General features: G+C 40.6%; 18 protein-coding genes and 1 pseudogene. 7 read left to right on the forward strand and 12 right to left on the reverse strand.

What is annotated here, in order from left to right:
- Positions 1–296: 296 nt before the first annotated feature.
- The 6 genes and pseudogenes from QNH20_RS21140 to QNH20_RS21165 form a co-directional block, all read left to right on the forward strand.
- Positions 297–1,778: pseudogene (locus tag QNH20_RS21140) on the forward strand (sigma-54 interaction domain-containing protein); the annotation flags it as partial.
- A 73-nt stretch (positions 1,779–1,851) separates the two neighbouring features.
- Positions 1,852–2,124 (forward strand): (2Fe-2S)-binding protein, encoded by a 273-nt coding sequence (locus QNH20_RS21145; RefSeq protein ID WP_283919908.1) that lies wholly within the window; start codon positions 1,852–1,854, stop codon positions 2,122–2,124.
- Positions 2,121–2,453 (forward strand): (2Fe-2S)-binding protein, encoded by a 333-nt coding sequence (locus QNH20_RS21150; protein WP_283919909.1) that lies wholly within the window; start codon positions 2,121–2,123, stop codon positions 2,451–2,453. Before QNH20_RS21145 ends, QNH20_RS21150 begins: the two co-directional genes overlap by 4 nt.
- Positions 2,450–3,694 (forward strand): NAD(P)/FAD-dependent oxidoreductase, encoded by a 1,245-nt coding sequence (locus tag QNH20_RS21155; protein ID WP_283919910.1) that lies wholly within the window; start codon positions 2,450–2,452, stop codon positions 3,692–3,694. Before QNH20_RS21150 ends, QNH20_RS21155 begins: the two co-directional genes overlap by 4 nt.
- Positions 3,695–4,000: 306 nt before the next feature.
- Positions 4,001–4,327, forward strand: a complete 327-nt coding sequence (locus tag QNH20_RS21160) for a DUF485 domain-containing protein (protein WP_283919911.1) — start codon at positions 4,001–4,003, stop codon at positions 4,325–4,327.
- Positions 4,327–5,868, forward strand: coding sequence for a solute symporter family protein (locus QNH20_RS21165; RefSeq protein ID WP_283919912.1), 1,542 nt, complete (start codon positions 4,327–4,329; stop codon positions 5,866–5,868). Before QNH20_RS21160 ends, QNH20_RS21165 begins: the two co-directional genes overlap by 1 nt.
- Before the next feature lie 109 nt (positions 5,869–5,977).
- Here the strand turns inward: QNH20_RS21165 and tnpA are convergent, their stop codons facing one another.
- Entirely contained in the window at positions 5,978–6,433 is a 456-nt protein-coding gene (tnpA, locus tag QNH20_RS21170) for an IS200/IS605 family transposase (protein WP_283919913.1), read from the reverse strand.
- A gap of 195 nt (positions 6,434–6,628) precedes the next feature.
- Positions 6,629–7,975: a DEAD/DEAH box helicase gene (locus QNH20_RS21175; RefSeq protein ID WP_283919914.1), complete on the reverse strand. Its 1,347-nt coding sequence runs from the start codon at positions 7,973–7,975 to the stop codon at positions 6,629–6,631.
- 171 nt (positions 7,976–8,146) lie between these two features.
- Between QNH20_RS21175 and QNH20_RS21180 the strand changes: the two genes are divergently transcribed.
- Positions 8,147–8,722, forward strand: coding sequence for an RBBP9/YdeN family alpha/beta hydrolase (locus tag QNH20_RS21180; protein WP_283919915.1), 576 nt, complete (start codon positions 8,147–8,149; stop codon positions 8,720–8,722).
- A 27-nt stretch (positions 8,723–8,749) separates the two neighbouring features.
- On the opposite strand, the gene QNH20_RS21185 is transcribed toward QNH20_RS21180, so the two are convergent.
- From QNH20_RS21185 to QNH20_RS21230, 10 genes are all read right to left on the reverse strand, one after another.
- On the reverse strand, positions 8,750–10,243 hold the full coding sequence (locus QNH20_RS21185) for an acyl-CoA synthetase (RefSeq protein ID WP_283919916.1): 1,494 nt from the start codon (positions 10,241–10,243) through the stop codon (positions 8,750–8,752).
- A gap of 401 nt (positions 10,244–10,644) precedes the next feature.
- A complete protein-coding gene (fabG, locus tag QNH20_RS21190; RefSeq protein WP_283919917.1) occupies positions 10,645–11,385 on the reverse strand; it encodes a 3-oxoacyl-ACP reductase FabG in 741 nt (246 codons plus the stop codon).
- 3 nt (positions 11,386–11,388) lie between these two features.
- Entirely contained in the window at positions 11,389–12,279 is an 891-nt protein-coding gene (gene phaZ / locus QNH20_RS21195) for an intracellular short-chain-length polyhydroxyalkanoate depolymerase (protein WP_283919918.1), read from the reverse strand.
- The gene (locus tag QNH20_RS21200) at positions 12,272–13,294 is read right to left on the reverse strand and encodes a 3-oxoacyl-ACP synthase (protein WP_283919919.1); all 1,023 of its coding nucleotides are present in this window, start codon (positions 13,292–13,294) and stop codon (positions 12,272–12,274) included. Before QNH20_RS21200 ends, phaZ begins: the two co-directional genes overlap by 8 nt.
- Positions 13,295–13,311: 17 nt before the next feature.
- On the reverse strand, positions 13,312–13,491 hold the full coding sequence (locus QNH20_RS21205) for a hypothetical protein (RefSeq protein WP_283919920.1): 180 nt from the start codon (positions 13,489–13,491) through the stop codon (positions 13,312–13,314).
- A 12-nt stretch (positions 13,492–13,503) separates the two neighbouring features.
- A complete protein-coding gene (locus QNH20_RS21210; protein ID WP_283919921.1) occupies positions 13,504–14,502 on the reverse strand; it encodes a branched-chain amino acid ABC transporter permease in 999 nt (332 codons plus the stop codon).
- 4 nt (positions 14,503–14,506) lie between these two features.
- Complete coding sequence (locus QNH20_RS21215; RefSeq protein ID WP_283919922.1) at positions 14,507–15,367, reverse strand: branched-chain amino acid ABC transporter permease; 861 nt, start codon at positions 15,365–15,367, stop codon at positions 14,507–14,509.
- 18 nt (positions 15,368–15,385) lie between these two features.
- Positions 15,386–16,093: an ABC transporter ATP-binding protein gene (locus tag QNH20_RS21220; protein ID WP_283919923.1), complete on the reverse strand. Its 708-nt coding sequence runs from the start codon at positions 16,091–16,093 to the stop codon at positions 15,386–15,388.
- Positions 16,071–16,844, reverse strand: a complete 774-nt coding sequence (locus tag QNH20_RS21225; RefSeq protein ID WP_283919924.1) for an ABC transporter ATP-binding protein — start codon at positions 16,842–16,844, stop codon at positions 16,071–16,073. The genes QNH20_RS21220 and QNH20_RS21225 overlap by 23 nt, the downstream gene beginning before the upstream one ends.
- A 97-nt stretch (positions 16,845–16,941) precedes the next feature.
- Positions 16,942–18,180, reverse strand: coding sequence for a substrate-binding domain-containing protein (locus tag QNH20_RS21230; protein WP_481857992.1), 1,239 nt, complete (start codon positions 18,178–18,180; stop codon positions 16,942–16,944).
- Positions 18,181–18,230 lie beyond the last annotated feature (50 nt).

An 18,230-nucleotide genomic window follows, 5' to 3' on the forward strand; every position in this document is an offset into this window, starting at 1 on the left:
AAAATAAGCATGCACTTCTTTAAAAGTAGGAATATTTTAAATTTTTTGCCAACCGGTGTATAATTATTTATACACTGTTAACCTTTTTATACATAAAGGAGGATATCATGGCCTTATCCATACAATTAGCAAGAGACGTTTTGGAAAACTTGTTTTTAAGCACATCTACTAACAAGAACCTTACACTGAAAAATGGAGAATATTTTTACCGGCCATTAGAAAAATCAAATGAAATCCTTTGCAAGAAAGTAAATGAGGATGCTTCCCTAGATGAGCTTATTTATTCGTTTAAGCATCATGAAGCAGTAGTTCTTATTGATAAAAATAACTATCCCTTAACCTGTATTACAGCTGAACAAATGATCGAGTTCCTCCATAGCTCCTATAATCAATTAAAAGCTTTTTATGAAACAGTGATTCAAACGACTGATGCATCTGTAACAGTTATTGATGCTAAAGAATTCGTCCGTACTTGGACAAAAGGTGCGGAAAAAATTTTCTCTGTGAAAAAACAAGAAATTATCGGCAAACCGATAACCAATTTTTTTGACCAAAACAAACTAGAAATATTGCAAACATTACATACCGGTAAAAGCATTACTAGTCAGTACCATCACCCAAGGTCCGATCTATTTGTATTAATTAATTCCAACCCCGTCTATTTTAATGATCATATTATCGGTGCAGTTGTTTCAGAGACTGACGTCACAAATCAAGTCATGCTGAATGAAAAATTATTTAATATGTCCAACGAAGTGCATCGTTTAGAACAGGAAGTAGCTAAATTTAAGCATTCTGTTGATCCCTTTTATTTAATTAAAGGGAAAAGTACTGCAATTCAAAGAACCATTCAATTAGCTAGAAAAGTATGCTCTGTTAAATCTACCGTGTTAATTTTAGGTGAAAGCGGCGTAGGAAAAGAAGTGTTTGCAAAAGCCATCCATGAAGCTAGCGAAAAGACAAATGCACCTTTTATTTCGATTAATTGCGGGGCAATCCCCGCATCATTATTTGAAAGTGAATTATTCGGCTATGAACGCGGGGCCTTCTCCGGTGCTGATTACAAAGGAAAAAAAGGAAAGATTGAACTCGCCAAAGGAGGTACTCTTTTTCTTGATGAAATTGGGGAAATGCCGCTTGATATGCAGGTAAAGCTGCTTAGAGTACTTCAGGAGCGAAAATATTACCGGGTCGGTGGTGAAAAAGAAATCGATATCGACTTCCGGGTAATCGCCGCTACGAACAGAGATTTACAAGCACTAATGAAACAAGGACAATTTCGTGAAGATTTATATTACCGATTAAATGTTGTTACTCTTCATATCCCGCCATTAAGGGAGAGATATGAAGATATCATTGAACTTACTCACTATTTCCTAAATGAATTTTCTCAGCACTACCATCGCCCGATACATGAGTTTTCACCAGAGGTATTGCAGGAAATGCTTCAATACGAATGGCCCGGCAATATTCGTGAGTTACGTAATTTTGCTGAAAGACTGGTTGTTTTCGCAACAGATGGGGTAATTAGAAAAGATTATCTGCTCTTCACTAACAATAGTACTGCAAATATGAATAACCTGCCGCTTCCATCTAATAACAGCGAAGAAAAAAATGACACCATCAGGTCTCTGCAGGAAGAAATGGATCAGCACGAGAAAAAAGTACTTGAAAAGGCCTTGAAGATTGTTAATGGGAACAAGTTAGAGTGTGCAAAGCAACTCGGCATCACAAGGGCAACTTTATACAATCGATTGAAACGTCTTGGCATCAATTAATCTGCATCCTCCATTAAAGTTGGTATGATTTTTGCATAGTAATTTTAATATAAGAGAAAGAGGAGGAGCTCAAATGACAAACATTGAGAAAATGGTTGTTTGCCGATGTGAAGAAGTTACATATGGACAGCTTCTGACAACCGCAAATGAGCATAAATGTACAGCTAGAGAATTGAAACTAAGAACTAGGGCCGGAATGGGCTTCTGTGGCGGTCGTACGTGCCGTGTTTCGGTTGATAAAATCATCGAAAGTGTTGTTCCGACCGCAGTTCCAGGTGACATCCCGTTAAAATACCAGCCTCCTGTCCGTCCAATATCATTCGGAACGGTAAGTGAAAGTAAATGACTAGAATAATAGACCATCCCGTTCTAGGCAAATTAAATGATAGAAATTTACTTTCTTTTCAATTTGATGGAAAACCATATGAAGCTTATGAAGATGAAACGATCGCTGCAGCACTATTGGCGAATGGGGTAAGAAAGCTGCGGGTTCATGAAGAAAGCGGAACACCTCGAGGAATTTATTGCAATATTGGACATTGTATGGAGTGTCGTGTAAACGTGAACGGTCAAGCAAACGTAAGAGCTTGTTTAACTGTGGTAGAAGAAGGCATGATTGTGGAAAGTGGTAAGCAGCTTCCAAATATCGTCAAGAGGATGGTGGAGCAGCGATGAGAGATGTGATTGTGATTGGAGCAGGCCCTGCGGGACTAGCAGGGGCGATTGCCTGTGCCAAATATGGGCTGGGCGTTACCATTCTTGATGAATTTATTAAACCAGGAGGAAGATTACTAGGACAGCTGCACCAGGAACCTTCCGGAGAATGGTGGAATGGTATTAAAGAATCCGAACGCCTTCTTCAAGAGGCTAAAAATTTGGGAGTTGATATTCGCTGTGGTGTATCTGTTTATAACTTAGAAAAAGAAGACGGGCAATGGAACGTGTATACAAACTCAGGAACATTGTCAGCTGCTTTTGTGTTAGTGGCAACAGGAGCCGCTGAATATCCCATTCCTGTTCCAGGCTGGACTCTTCCAGGCGTAATGTCAATTGGGGCGGCACAAGTCATGACCAATGTTCATCGCGTTCAAGTAGGTAAGAAGGGCATCATTATCGGAGCTAATATTCTTGCTTTTGCGATTTTAAATGAGCTTCAACTGGCCGGTATCAATGTAGATCGGATTGTGCTGCCGGAAAAAAATCCAATTAGTCAAAAATCAGGGGAACCGGAAGAAGTTTTAAAAACGCTTTTACATACTTCCCATCTAGCACCTTCACCGCTGCTGCGATTTGGGAGCAGGTTCATGAAACATGAATGGATGAGGAAAATCGGGATTAACTTTTATCCCAAAAGCGGTGTAAAGGTAAATGGCACTCCTCTTCAACTTCGCTGTGCAGCACTAGAGATTATCGGAAAAGATCAAGTAGAGGGAGTACGGGTTGCTGATATCGATGCCCTAGGCAACATTGTTCCCGGGACTGATTCAATATACGAGGCAGACTTCGTTTGTATCGCAGGCGGCTTGTATCCACTCGCAGAACTTGCTGCTATTGCCGGATGTCCATTCCAATACGTCCCTGAACTTGGCGGATATGTTCCACACCATTCGGAAACGATGGAAACTCCTCTCGATGGTCTTTTTGTTGCAGGAAATATTACTGGAATTGAGAGCGGAAAAATTGCTTTGGCCCAGGGAACAACAGCAGGCATTTCTATTGCCAAGCATTCCGGAAAAGGAACAGCCATTATCGACGAAGAGCTTCAACAGGCAGTATTAAACGTTCGTACCGTAAGGGAGCAAGCTTCTATTCAGTTTAATCCTGAAATTAATTATGGCAGAAGCAAAATCAAACAGCTTTGGGAAGATCATTACGTAAAAAGCAATAACGAAAGATCTCGGAAAAAAATTGGATAATAAAAATCAGCGGTTACTTGAGCCGCTGATTTTTTTATATGGATTATTACCTATTCAAAGAAAAATTGAATCCTCGCCTTTTAGGAAAATATACTCATGCAACCGCTATTCCAAATAATTATAATAAGAAAAGTGAATATTTCTAAATTTTAGAAAAATCTTTTTATTAAGGGAGGCTATCATTTTTTAAGTTCATTGCATCAATACCTTATTTTCATCAGCATTTCCTTCAGTCATCATTGCCATTTATTTTATTCTTCGATTTTTAAATTGAACAAAGGGGTTTATACGAAAGGGGAGCATCCTATGGAGGCTAAAAAAGTTTCTAATCAATCCGAAAGCGATTACACCTCAATTGTCCAGTCTTCTTCTTTTCAATCATTACTCTCAGAAAAGAAAAAATTTATTATTCCTTTTACGATCTTCTTTTTTTGTTTTTATTTTGCATTACCAATATTAACCTCCTACTCAACCGTGCTAAACAACAAATTTATTGGCAGCATTACATGGGCCTGGGTTTTTGCCTTTTTACAATTTATTATGACATGGGCATTATGTATGATTTACTCGAAAAAAGCAGCTAAATTTGATGAATTAGCTAATCAAGTTCTCCATGAAAGGGGCAATAGCTGATGAATACCCCTGCTTTTCTGATGTTTCTCGGGATCGTACTAGTAACGTTAGTCATTACCTACTATGCTTCAAAAAAGACAAAGAACGCCAGTGAATTCTACACTGCCGGCGGCGGTCTTACCGGCTGGCAAAACGGACTTGCTATCGCTGGTGATTATATGTCAGCCGCATCCTTCCTGGGTATTGCCGGTGCGGTCGCCTTAACCGGCTTTGATGGTTTTTTTTACAGTATTGGTTTCCTCGTTGCCTATCTAGTCGTTCTTTATTTAGTAGCAGAACCTTTAAGAAATCTAGGAAAATATACGTTAGCCGATATGATTGCCGCACGCTTTAATGCGAAGAAAATTCGCGGATTTGCGGCAATGAATACGATGACCATCTCTATTTTCTATATGATTGCTCAGCTAGTAGGCGCTGGTGCACTAATTAAATTATTATTAGGCTTAGAATATACAACATCTGTATTAATTGTCGGGGTATTAATGACAGTTTACGTTATTTTTGGAGGAATGCATGCAACAAGCTGGGTGCAGATCATAAAAGCCATACTTCTGATGGGCGGAACATTCATTATCTCTATTATTGTTTTTGCAAAGTTTAACTTTAGTATTACCGATATGTTTGCCCAAATGAAAACAGCTACGCCTTTAAAAGAAGCTTTCTTGAATCCAGGGGTAAAATACAAGGACGGACTAGATACACTTTCCTTAAATATGGGACTAGTCCTAGGGACGGCAGGACTGCCTCACATTCTTGTCCGCTTTTTTACTGTGAAGGATGCGAAAACAGCCCGTGCTTCAGTCGTCTATGCTACTTGGATAATCGGGTTATTTTACGTCATGACGATTTTCCTAGGGTTTGGCGCTGCAGCATTTGTCGGCAATGAAACAATTGTGGCGGCCAATCCTGCCGGTAATATGGCTGCGCCGCTATTGGCAAAAGCACTCGGTGGTAATATGTTGTTTGCCTTTGTTTCGGCAGTTGCTTTTGCTACGATACTTGCCGTTGTTGCTGGTTTAGTCCTTACAGCTGCTTCCGCATTTTCCCATGATTTTTATAATGAAATTCTTCGTAAAGGAAAAGCAACTGAAAAGCAGCAGGTTAGAATGGCTCGCTGGGCTGCGATTGGCGTTTCTGTCGTTTCGATTATTCTCGCACTAGGAGCACAAACGCTAAATGTTGCCTTCCTTGTTTCGTTAGCCTTTGCCGTTGCTGCAAGCGCCAATTTACCGGTGATCATCTACACTATTTATTGGAAGCGGTTTAATACGACCGGAGCCATTTGCGCCATGATTTTTGGCTTAATTTCCGCGATTGGATTAGTGTTGATTAGTCCGAACGTATTCAGCCCTGAAGTCGGAAAAGCCATTTTTGTAGGTGAGGCATTATTCCCTTTTACAACGCCAGGAATTGTTTCCATCCCGCTCGGATTTTTAGCAGGGTACCTTGGAACCATCTTCTCCAGCCAAAAGGCAGATGTGAAAAAATATGATGAAGTTCTCGTTAAATCCAATACGGGTATGGGAATGGCTAATAAATAAGTAAGTATCCGCCCGTAAAACGGGCGGTTTTAATTTCGCCCTATAAGGGCACTTTACCAACAAAGCCCCTGAAGGGGCCTCTTAATTGACCGTCAACCGTTTATCTCCACTATTTATCTTTAAATGGATCAACGTATTCTCGCTTGCTCATGTTGTCGCGCAAACGATCCTCTGCTTCCTGTTCCCGAATATACTTTGCTATCGTTTTTTCATTTAATCCAACTGTACTTACATAATATCCTTTTGCCCAAAATGTTCGATTACCATGATTGTATTTTAAATTTGCATGTCTATCATGGATCATCAAGGAACTCTTTCCCTTTAAATATCCCATGAAATACGAAACTGACATTTTCGGTGGTATTTTGACTAACATGTGAATATGGTCTGGCATTGCATGTGCTTCAATAATTTCTACATCTTTCATTTCACATAGTCTTCTTAGAATCGCACCTATATCCTTTCTTAGTTTCCCATAAATAATTTTCCTTCTATATTTTGGGATGAACACGATGTGATACTTACAATTCCATCTTGTATGTGATAAACTATTGTCGCTCGACATGAGCATGATCTCCTCTCGTTATTGAAGTTGGTTTGACGGCCATCTTCTATTATAACGATTGGAGATTTTTTCTCTTCTAATACAACTCTTGAAGTTTCGTTTGCACACACGCAGAGCGTGTGGTTTTAAAAGCCTAATGTAAAGTGGGACTGATAATTATTTCGGTCCCACTTTTTTGAATCATTATTGATAACTTCATTTCCTTTTTCCGCTAGTTTTTCGCGCTCCTCCAGGTCTATTTTTTGGAACTTCTCCAGAAGCTTTACTTCTTCTTTTATCTGAAGCAGCCTTTGTTCCCTTTTTTTGCCCACTTCTATTTTCATTTTGCCAATTATTCTGCTGTTTCCTTTTTTGGGTTTCCTTCACCTTACCTCGTTTTTCTTTTTCGACATTTGGACGACCCTTTTTATCGTCCTGGGAATTCTCTCGTTTCTCCAAGTTTTGCTTTTGGATGGTGATATTCAATTCTTTTTCAATCATGTCCAGTATGGGACGGTCCGCTGATGAGTAAAACGTGATTGCCAAGCCCGTCATTCCTGCTCTGCCCGTTCTTCCAATGCGATGGACGTAGCTTTCAGCATCTTGAGGGATATCATAATTGAATACATGTGTGACCCCTTCGACATCTAGTCCTCTTGCCGCTACATCGGTTGCAATTAATAGCTGAATCTCCGCATCTCTAAACCGCTTCATCACTTGTTCTCTTTTTGCTTGTGACAAGTCTCCATGCAATTCATCACAAGAAAATCCGTTGGCTTTCAGCGCATCATAAAGTTTACTTACCCTCCGCTTCGTTCGGCAAAAGATAACGGCTAAAAATGGCCGATGCGTTTCGATTAAGTGGATGAGGGTCGCTTGTTTTGCCCGGTCTATCGTATGAATCGCCATCTGCTTCACATTTTCAGCAGGGCCTTGTGTTTTTTCTATTTGAATGTACTCGGGAGCACGCATATGTTTCGCGGCTAATTTCCGAATTTCCGGTGGCATTGTGGCGGAAAACAACATGGTTTGTCGATTCACAGGCGTTTCCCTAATTATGTCCTCTACTTCACCAAGAAACCCTATATGAAGCATTTGATCCGCTTCATCTAAAACAAGGAAGGATATTTCCGATAATCGAACCGTTTCTCTCCTTATATGATCTAACAGCCGACCAGGGGTCCCCACTACAATTTGCGGATTCCTTTTTAATTTTTTCAACTGTTTATCAACATCCTGCCCGCCGTAAACAGCCAAAACAGCTACTCCATGTATATCAGCAATCAATTTTTCAATTTCATCCGTTATTTGCAAGGCTAATTCTCTCGTTGGTGTAACGATAAGTGCTTGAACATGTGCTGCTTCTCGATTAATTTTTTCAAGAATTGGCAGGATAAAGGCAAATGTTTTCCCTGTACCGGTTTGCGCCTGGGCAATAATATCGTTACCATTCATCACAATCGGAATTGCTTGTTCTTGAATTGGTGTCGGTTTTGCAACACCGTAGCCGCGTAATTTATCTACTAATACTTTTGAAATACCTAATGATAAAAAATCTGACAAATATATCCCTGCTTTCTACTTAACCTATCCATTAATATTGATGGTTTATCGCTTCAATTGCAAATATATATTTAAATCACTAGTTGTCAATTCTATTCAGTAACATTATAATTTTATCAATACCAACTTAATCAATCGGAATAGTAAATTAAAGTACAAAGGATGGATCTTATGAACCAACAGAGTTTTCTTATCATCCACGGATTAGGAGGGAGCGGTCCTGATCACTGGCAAACATGGCTGGCTCACGAACTAACAGAGAGAAACTATCATGTATGTTATCCAACCTTCTCACATTTCGATTCTCCTGTTAGGGAGGTCTGGTTGGAGGAATTACATTCAGCGATTAAAACAATCCCGACTGATCACCGACTCATCGTTATTACCCACAGTCTTGGCTGTTTACTTTGGCTTCATTATGCAGATATTCAAACGAAAATGATTGCCCAGCAAGTAATAATCGTTGCACCGCCATCTCCAACCATCGTTCTTTCAGAAGCAAAATCATTTTATCCTGTACCTTTGAAGAAACAGCATCTTTCGAGAATAGCCGGAGACACTTTATTTGTCCATTCATCTAATGATCCTTATTGCAGTATGGAGGATGCCAAAAACTATTTAAACTTAGCTTTTCCATCTATCGTTTTACCTGATACAGGACACATCAATACAAATTCCGGGCATGGAAAATGGCCTTGGATGTTGGATTTATGCCTTCAGAAAGGAAAAATAGCACAAAATGTATAAAAAGGGTGAACGTCATGGTTCCCCCTTTTACATTTGAATACTCATTTCTTTTAATTTCTTTTTATCTATTTTACCAACATGAGTTTTTGGCAGTTCCTCTAAGTGAATGAATAGTTTTGGAATTTTGTATCGGCCTAATTTTGATTTACAATACATTTTTAATTCCTCATCTGGTAACGTGTATGTTTGTTTTAATACAATAAAAGCAGCAACGATTTCACCCCATTTTTCATCCGGCAGCCCTAGGACTGCCACTTCGTCAATCGCCGGATGTGCGGCCAGCCACTGCTCTACTTCAAGAGGATAGACATTCTCTCCGCCCGTAATGATCATATCTTTTTTCCGTCCGACGATATAATAGAAGCCTTGTTCATCCCTCTTCGCTAAATCACCCGTATGAATCCATCCATCCCTTATCGCTTCTCTTGTTGCCTGTTCATGGTTCCAATAAAACGAAAAGCCATGCTTCCCTTTTATTAAAAGCTCACCAACCTCGTTGGGTTCTGACTCACAGCCGTCTGTTTTTACCAATTTTATCGAATTAAACAGCATTGGTTTACCGACAGAACCACGTTTCACTTGAGCATCTTCCGGACTTATATAAAAATTATTCGGGCCTGCTTCTGTCAACCCGTATCCCTCTTTAAAAGCTAATCTCTTTTTCTGAAATGCATTGTAGATTTGAAAGGGACATGGTGCTGCCCCTGATATAAAGATCTTCATAAAAGGGAATTCGTTGTTTTGAAATTCGTCTGTTTGAATAAGCATATGATACATGGTTGGGACGAGAAGAATCGTTGTACAGCGATACCTACTCATTGATTCCACCGCTTTTTTTCCTGAAAATGACTCACCTATTACCACTGTTCCCCCATTCATTAGAATTGGAATGCTCAAGGCATTTAATCCACCGGTATGAAACATTGGCATATAGTTTACCGTAACATCATCCTCTGCTAAACTCCAGCTTACGATTGTGTTAATGGCATTCCAGAGAATGGATTGATGGCTTAACACCACACCTTTTGGTTTCCCAGTAGTTCCGCCAGTATAAATCATCGCCAGGGGGTCATTTTCCGAGATTTCCTCTCTAAAACAATCTGTAATTGGAGACGAAACCAGTTCTTCATAGCTGGCATCTCCAATAAAAAAGGTATTTAAGTTATTAAATTGCTGACAGATGCCTTCAAACTGCTTATGAATTCCGAGTAAAACAGGTGTACAATCCTTAACTATTTCCTTTATTTCATGCATCGATAAACGCCAATTAAGCGGGACAAAAATGGCGCCAATTTTTCCGCAGGCAAACAACAAATCAAAATAGCTAATATGGTTTGGCGATAACAAGGCAATCCGATCGCCTTTTTTAACGCCCTGGGTATGAAGCCAGCTCGCTGTGGAATTTGCTCGCTTATTCAATTCTTTAAATGTCCAAGCCTTATTTGTCTTTTCATCTATAATCGCATCCTTATTTGGTGATAATCTTGCCCGATTTTCCAGCCAATCCAATTCCCAGCTCACCGACCAATCGCTCCTTCACTACTAGATGGAACCATCTTACTCATTTCTAGTTACAGAGCAGTTACAGTGGAATATATTTGAATCAAGTTTACGAATGAGAGGTGTTATCGACAAAGTTTCAGGAAAAATCTACAATTTTTAGAGGATATGAACAAATTCTTTGAAGATATGAACAATACTTTTGAGATAGGAACAATTCCTAGTGGATATGAACAATTTCTTTGAAGATAGGAACATTTCCTAGAGAATATGAACAAATTCTTTGAAGATATGAACATTTCCTAGAGGTTATGAACAAATTCTTTGAGGATATGAACAATTTTCTAACTGATATGAACAAAGTTCAAAAATGAGTCACAATCACCATAAAAAAACGACCCCCAAAGAGGTCGCTTAACAAATTACATCATTATTCCGCCATCCACATGGAGCACTGTACCATTAACATAATTCGATTCATCTGATGCTAGGAATAGATAGGCATTAGCGATATCCTCCGGCTTTCCTAAGCGGGCAAGGGGTACCATCTGTATCATTTGTGCCAAAACTTTTTCTGGCACCTTTGCCGTCATCCCGGTTTCGATAAATCCTGGAGCTACAGCATTGACATTTATCCCTTTTCGTCCAAGTTCCTTCGCCCATGTTTTTGTCATGCCGACAACGCCAGCTTTTGTGGCTGCATAATTCGTTTGTCCGACATTTCCATAAACTCCAGATACAGAAGATGTATTAATAATTTTTCCGCAGCCATTCGCAATCATCGCTGGTAATACGGCCTGTGTACAGTGAAAGACACCCGTTAGATTAACATCAAGTACCGTTTGAAAATCCTCAACCGATAGCTTTGACAGCATCGCATCTCTCGTAATTCCCGCATTATTAATAAGGATGTCAATTTTCCCATAGGTTCCTTGAACCTTTTCGACCATTTCATCAACACTCTGACGATCCGCTACATTTACTTGAAAAAAGGTAACATCATAGCCCTTCTCCCTGAGCTTATGTGCACGTTCTTCCCCTTGCTCCACATTGAAATCTACCATCGCTACATTCGCACCTTCTCGAGCAAACACCTCAGCAGCGGTTAAGCCAATTCCACCAGCCGCCCCTGTTATAATAGCCACTTTATTTTGTAATCTCATCCCTTACTCCTCCAAAAATCCTGTCATAGCCTTCAATAATTGTGGAAGGTCATCCACCAATGGAGAATGCCCGCAATCTTTTAATTCGATATAAACTGCTTTTTCTCCTAGGTCCTCAACAAGTTCCTTTGTCATTTCTTTCAAAATCACCATATCGCGATCCCCTTGCAAAACGAGAACAGGGACCTTAATTAAATCCACTTTACCATTGCCCTCAACAAGCCCATTATGGTGACGGCTAATATTAAAAGTATTATTGGAATGATGAACCTCTGCTAGATTCCTTTGTGTCCTCATGTCTTGAACATATTCATCATAAAGTTCCGGAGCGGGTTGATTATGGGTGTAAATTACAGCGTTCCAAATCAGTTTTAATAAAGCCGTATCATTCGTGTCATAGGCTGTTTGTACAGGAATAGTTCGAATCAAATCCTTTTTAATCTCCTCATGTAAAGCAAAGCGCCGCGGCTCATCAATTTCATTTATTTTTCCATCGAATGGGTAGCCTCGTGTTGATTCTGATGCTAATAAAACCAGCTTGTTACAATAGCCCGGGTAATCAGCAGCAAATTGCATCGCTACTGCGCCTCCCGTTGACCAGCCAACCACTGCGAAATCCTTCAAACCAATTTCATCAACAAACAGCTTCACATCATCGGAAAAATCTTTAATGGACATGATTAGATTGTTATAGCTAGAACCGCCAAAGCCTCGTAAATCGACCGCAAAAAGCTTATATTTTGTATCCATATTATTAAGTACGAGATCCCAATGCTTCGAAGATGTCATATTTCCATGGATTAACAAAACCTTTATCTCGCCGCCTTCTCTCTCCCTATAAACAAGTGTTTCTCCATTCGGCAAAAGCACTTCCTTCATAGAAATGTTAACCATTCCACTCACCCTTCCCCCATTTAATAGTTGTTGCTCCCCAAGCGTATCCAATTCCAGCACTGACAAAAACGACGACATCACCATCCTTGATTTTTCCTTCTCTCAAGGCAAGCTCCAAGGACAAAATTTGATCGATTTGTCCGATATGCCCGTAGTCTTCTAGATAAATAGATTGCGCTTCGGACAAACCTAACTCTTTTAAAACATATTCATGGGCTGATTTTTTCATGTGAAGAATCGCCAAATAGGAAAGTTCTGCTTCACTATATCCACTTTTCCGTAAAGATTCGCGAATTACCTTTAAAAAATTGTCCATCGACTTTTGTTCTAAACGCTGTTTCATGCCTACAGGGTCAAGGACATCGAGCATATTGAGCCGCTTGTCAATCGCCTCTTTCGTAATCGGATTTTTCGTTCCACCTGAAACAACCACAACATCCTCAGAAAAAGAACCGTCTGTTATAAGTTCCGTCTCTAATAGAAGGTTTTCGTTATGCCCCTTTCGTAAAAGAATCGCTCCGCCCCCGGCACCAAGATTAAACATGAAACGGGTTCTGGGATTCTCGTAATCAATGAAATCAACATTCCGATAACCGCCTGCGAGCAGGACAGTGCGAATGGAAGGGTCAGCAATCATCATACTTTTCGCCACTTTCAAAGCCATGACGGTCGTCCCACATCGTAAAGCAGCATCAAATGCCCAAGCATGAAACGCTCCCACTTCTTCTTGCAGCTTGATCCCTGCTGTCCAAAGAGGATATTCCTTATGTTCTTCTCCAATGTAAATCACCAGATCAATTTCTAATGGATTAAGTCCGGCCTTTGCAATTGCTTGTTTCGCGGCGATAATCCCCATTTCACACGTATGGTCATTAGCTCCTGGGACATGCTTTTTTTTGATTCCCATTTTTTCTTCGACAACAGGAACAGGGATACCTGCCAGTTCTGCGATCTCTTTTCCAGTCATACAACCCTCTGGAAGATAAGTTCCTGTGCTCAAAATTCCAATTTGCATCACCATCACCTGCTCATCTAAGCTTCTTCTGCCATTTCCTGCATAAATTCCATCGCTTCTTCAATCGACTCAAATAACGTCTCCCGATCCTCCTGCACATGCGTAACTTTTATTCGCCATTGTTTCCTTCCTGTTTCCTTCTCAACGGCTGCTAATTGAAACCGAACGACAAAGGAAGCAATTTGATTGATATCCACTCGTTCCACCTTCTATCCCGCCACTTTTTCTTCTTTTTTAATAGCACGTTGTTTCTTCCGTTTCCAAGAAATTGTACTTAACGTTCCGACAATGCCTCTTGGAAAAAACATAACCACTAGAATATAAATAATGCCAAAGAAGATAATCCAGCGTTCAAATATCACATGCTCCTTTGCCAATGCTGTTAACCAATCATGGGCAAACTCAATTAGCCCCGCACCGATGATGGCACCGACTAATGTGCCCACACCGCCAATAATCGTCATCAATAAAGCATCCAAGGTGATATCCATTGAAAACACACTCGTATTGACAAACCGAAGTGAGACCGCATACAAAATTCCCGCGAACCCCGCCAATACACCTGACACCACACTTGCGGCAATTTTATAATGCAGGACATGGTATCCTAATGATTCCGTTCGCTGCTCATTTTCTCTGATGGCTTGAAGCACACGGCCCAGCGGGGAATTGGTAAACCGCTTCAAAAGCAGAAAGACCGCCACCATTAGAAACAGGCTCAGCAGATAAAAATTTGTCCGGTCAATAAACTGTTCCGGAACACGAAAGGTAAACCCATCATTTCCATAGGTCATCGTCCGCCACTTTTCTGCTAAGACCAGAAAAAGTCCTGATAATGACATAGTTAACATGGCGTAAAAATGACTTTTTAATCGAAGCGTCAGCAAGCCAACAATAAAGCTGACAATCGCTGTTAAGGCAATCGTTGTCAGCACTGCCAAAATGAAATACCCAAGTGTTGGTTCAAACCGTTTCATAAAAATACCGATTGAATAAGCGCCAATTCCAAAAAACATCGCATGCCCAAAAGAGACAATCCCGGTAAATCCAAGTAACAGATCATAACTCATGGCAAAAATCGAAAAGATAAATATCTGTGTTAATAAAATCAATAAGTTTCTTGATTCATAGACAAACGGCAAAAGGAGCAGAAAAGCTGCTATAACAAAAATGATGGCCGTCATTCTATTTCCTTGAATCCATCGCATGGTCTCACCCCTTCGCTCCAAATAAACCCTGCGGTCGAATAATTAACACAATAGCCATGAGGAGCATATTCACTGCCAGTGATAGGTCTGGAACATAATAAGCCATAAAGGAACCGGAAAGTCCAACCAAGATAGCTGCTAACACAGAACCCTTAAAATTCCCCATCCCTCCGATGACCACCACAATGAATGCGAGGATGGCGAATTCCATTCCCATACCGGCATGAATGACACCGGAATATGGTCCGAGCAGCACGCCGCCAAGTGCTGCCATACCGGCACCAATCATAAATACAAACATAAACACCTTCTGAATATTGATCCCAAGCGCTTGCACCATTTCTTTATTCATCACACCTGCCCGGACAACAAGGCCGATTTTTGTTTTATTGAGGACGTATTGCACACTAGCAAAAATGAGGAACCCAACTAAAATGATAAATACACGATACTTAATGATAATGATCCCACCTAGCTCCCAGCTGCCCTTTAAATAATCCGGCGGCGATGCCGTAATTTGATTAGGTCCCCAAATAACTTTTAACATCTCAGATAATACAAGCATGAGGCCAAGGGTGATCAATATCTGCTGCACATGGTTTCCATATACTGGTTTAATAATCCACTTTTCGGTAATAATTCCGAGCAGAAATCCCATCAAAATTGCGCCAATGATTCCGATGATAAAACTATCGGTCTGCGAATAAATCCAAAGACCGCTGTACGCTCCCCATGCAAATAATCCGCCATGGGCAAAATTCAGCACATCCATCAAGCCGAAAATAAGTGTTAAACCGGCGGCCAATAAAAAGATCAGCATCCCTGTCGCCAGGCCGTTTAAGGTTAAATTGATGATCAAATCCACTAAGAGGTCCCTCCTTCCTTACGCAATCCCAAGATATTTTCGTTTCATTTCTTCATCTTCTTTTAATTGCTTCATCGTACCCTGACTCACGGTTCGTCCATCGTCAATGATGTAAAAACAATCACCAATCGTGCTTGCCATCATGAAATTTTGTTCGACTAACACGATGGTTGTTTGATCTTTCATTTGTAAAATGGAATCCATTACCTTCTCCACGACTATTGGGGCCAAGCCCTTACTTGGCTCATCAATTAGCAGCAGCTCATTTTCGTTCACATACGCCCTTGCGATAGAGAGCATTTGTTTTTGCCCGCCGCTTAGCAAGCCGCCCGGTTTTTTCCAAAACTTTTTCAAGTCGGGAAACAGATTTAATATCCACTCCATGCGTTTTGATGTTTCCTCATTTTCTTTTTGAATTGCGACACACATGTTTTCCTCAACCGTTAATCCCGCAAAAATCCCCTGATCTTCAGGAACATAACCGATGCCCTTTTTGGCAATAGAATAGGTTGGAAGAGATTGAATGGGTCCGCCTTTAAACAGGACGTTACCTTTCGATGCCGGATTCAGACCCATTATGGTTCGTAATGTCGTGGTTTTTCCGGCTCCATTTCTTCCAAGAAGGACGGTTACTTCTCCTTTTTTCACCTCAAAGGAAACACCTTGGAGGATATGATATTGACCAATATAGGTCTCCACATTATCAAGTTTCAACAGGTCGTTCATCGAGTTGACCTCCTAAATAGGCAGATTGCACTGTTTCATTTTTCATGATCTCCCCCGGGGTCCCATCAGCCAAAAGCCTTCCATTAAAAAGGACCATTACCGAATCCGATAAATCTAGAATCATATCCATCTTGTGCTCGATTAGGATAATCGTCCGGTTCCCTTGTTTTTTAATTCTTTTTATCACTTCTAAAATCGCCGGTACTTCCTCAAGCGACATGCCTGCTGTTGGTTCATCTAATAAAAGAACTTCCGTTTCAAGCGCCAGCAGCATGGCGATTTCAAGCTTCCGCTTTTCGCCATGGGCAAGATTACTTGCCAGTGAATCTTTTTTATCTTCTAATAGGACAAGCTTCAGCCACTCTAATGCCTTTTCTTCAAATGCTTGATATTTTTTATAATGAAACAGCATTTGATACCGAATCCCCGCCTGTGATTGGACCGCTAATCTTACATTTTCCAATACCGTTAAATTAGGAAATACATTTGTAATTTGAAAGGAACGGCCGATCCCTTCTCTTGTGCGGTTTGTCGGCGAAAATTTCGTGATATCCTTTCCCCGATAATAGATTTTTCCTTGAGTCGGCGTTAATTGACCGCTTAGTAGATTAAAAAAGGTTGTTTTTCCAGCACCATTTGGCCCGATGATCGACTTAAAGTGCTTCTCCGGAACGGAAATACTGACAGAATCCACGGCAGTATGGCCGCCAAAAGTAATTGATAAGTCATTTGTTTCTATAAGGGCAGTCATTCATTTCACCACCTAGGCTGTAAGTTTTAGAAATAAGGAAGAGGGTGACCGTGTTTTATTTGGTCTAACCCCCGTCATTTTTACTCGATATTTTTTCTTACTTGTTTCGGATTGGCGGTGCCGTTTCTTCATGGGTCAATTCTCTAATCAGCACTGGCACTGGATATGGAACACCGTCTTTTTTCTCGAGCTTAATGGCATACAATGTCTGCAACGCTTGGTGATCTTCCGGTCGGTAGGTCATTTTTCCTTTTGGTGTTTCAAAGCTCATACCTTCCATCGTTTTGATTAATTTATCCGCATCTGCATCACCATTTGTTTTCTTTAATGCTTCCACAATGGAAATGGCTGCACTCATCCCCCCTGGTGTAAACAGATCGGGAACATCGCCGTTAAATCGCTTCTTATGCTCAACCACTAGCCAATCGTTGATTTTATTTTTCGGCAAGTCATGATAATAAACCGTAAAGCCTTCCATTCCAATCAGCGGCTCCATTGTCGATAATGCCGCAATATCCGGGGCACCGGTGGAAATCTTGATTCCTTTATCCTGCACCTTCATGTCGGAAATTTGCTTCCATGGTGAGTTTGCGCCCGCCCAAACAACAAAGAGGTAGTCGGGTTTAGCGTCGATGATTTTTTGAATGTTAGAAGTAAAATCAGTCGCAGCAGGATCCGCATATTCTTCCTTCACAATCTCGGCACCTAATTTTTTCGCTGCTTCTTTAAAGGCAGCTACTCCATCACGTCCAAAGGAATAATCCGGCGCAAGTGTAGCAATTTTTATGCCTTTTTTGGAAATTGCCGCTGCACCGGCAACCGCATCCTGTGAGGAGTTCCGTGCAGAGTGAAAAATATACTTATTAAACTCTGAACCTGTAATACTATCAGCGACAGCTGGTTCAACCACCATAACCTTTTGATATTCCTCTGCCAACGGTAAAACCGCTAACGTGTCTGCCGAGCTGGACGATCCAACTAGAAAATCAACCTTATCTTCTTCTAATAGCTTTGTTGCTTTTTGGACGGCTACTTCAGGTTTCGTTTCAGTATCTTCAACAATGAATTCAATTTTTCTCCCGGCAACCTCCCTTTTTCCATCTGTTGCATAATCAAGCCCAAGCTCAAAGCCTCTTAATGTTTGCTTTCCATAGGATTCGAGTGCTCCTGTCTTGGAGGCAAGCACACCAATTTTAATTGGTTCTTTATTTTCCGTTTTCTTTCCACCATTATCCTTTGGCTCTGATGATGATTTGTCAGAACTGCAAGCACTAGCAAATATCATCATAAACATCAGTAAACCTAATAATGCCCATTTCCCGCGGTACCCCTTCACACTTTTTCCCCCTTAAACTGTTTACTTTAAAACTTGCAAAGCTTTGATTT

The organism is Neobacillus sp. WH10 (assembly GCF_030123405.1).
Classification (GTDB): Bacteria; Bacillota; Bacilli; order Bacillales; family Cytobacillaceae; genus Neobacillus.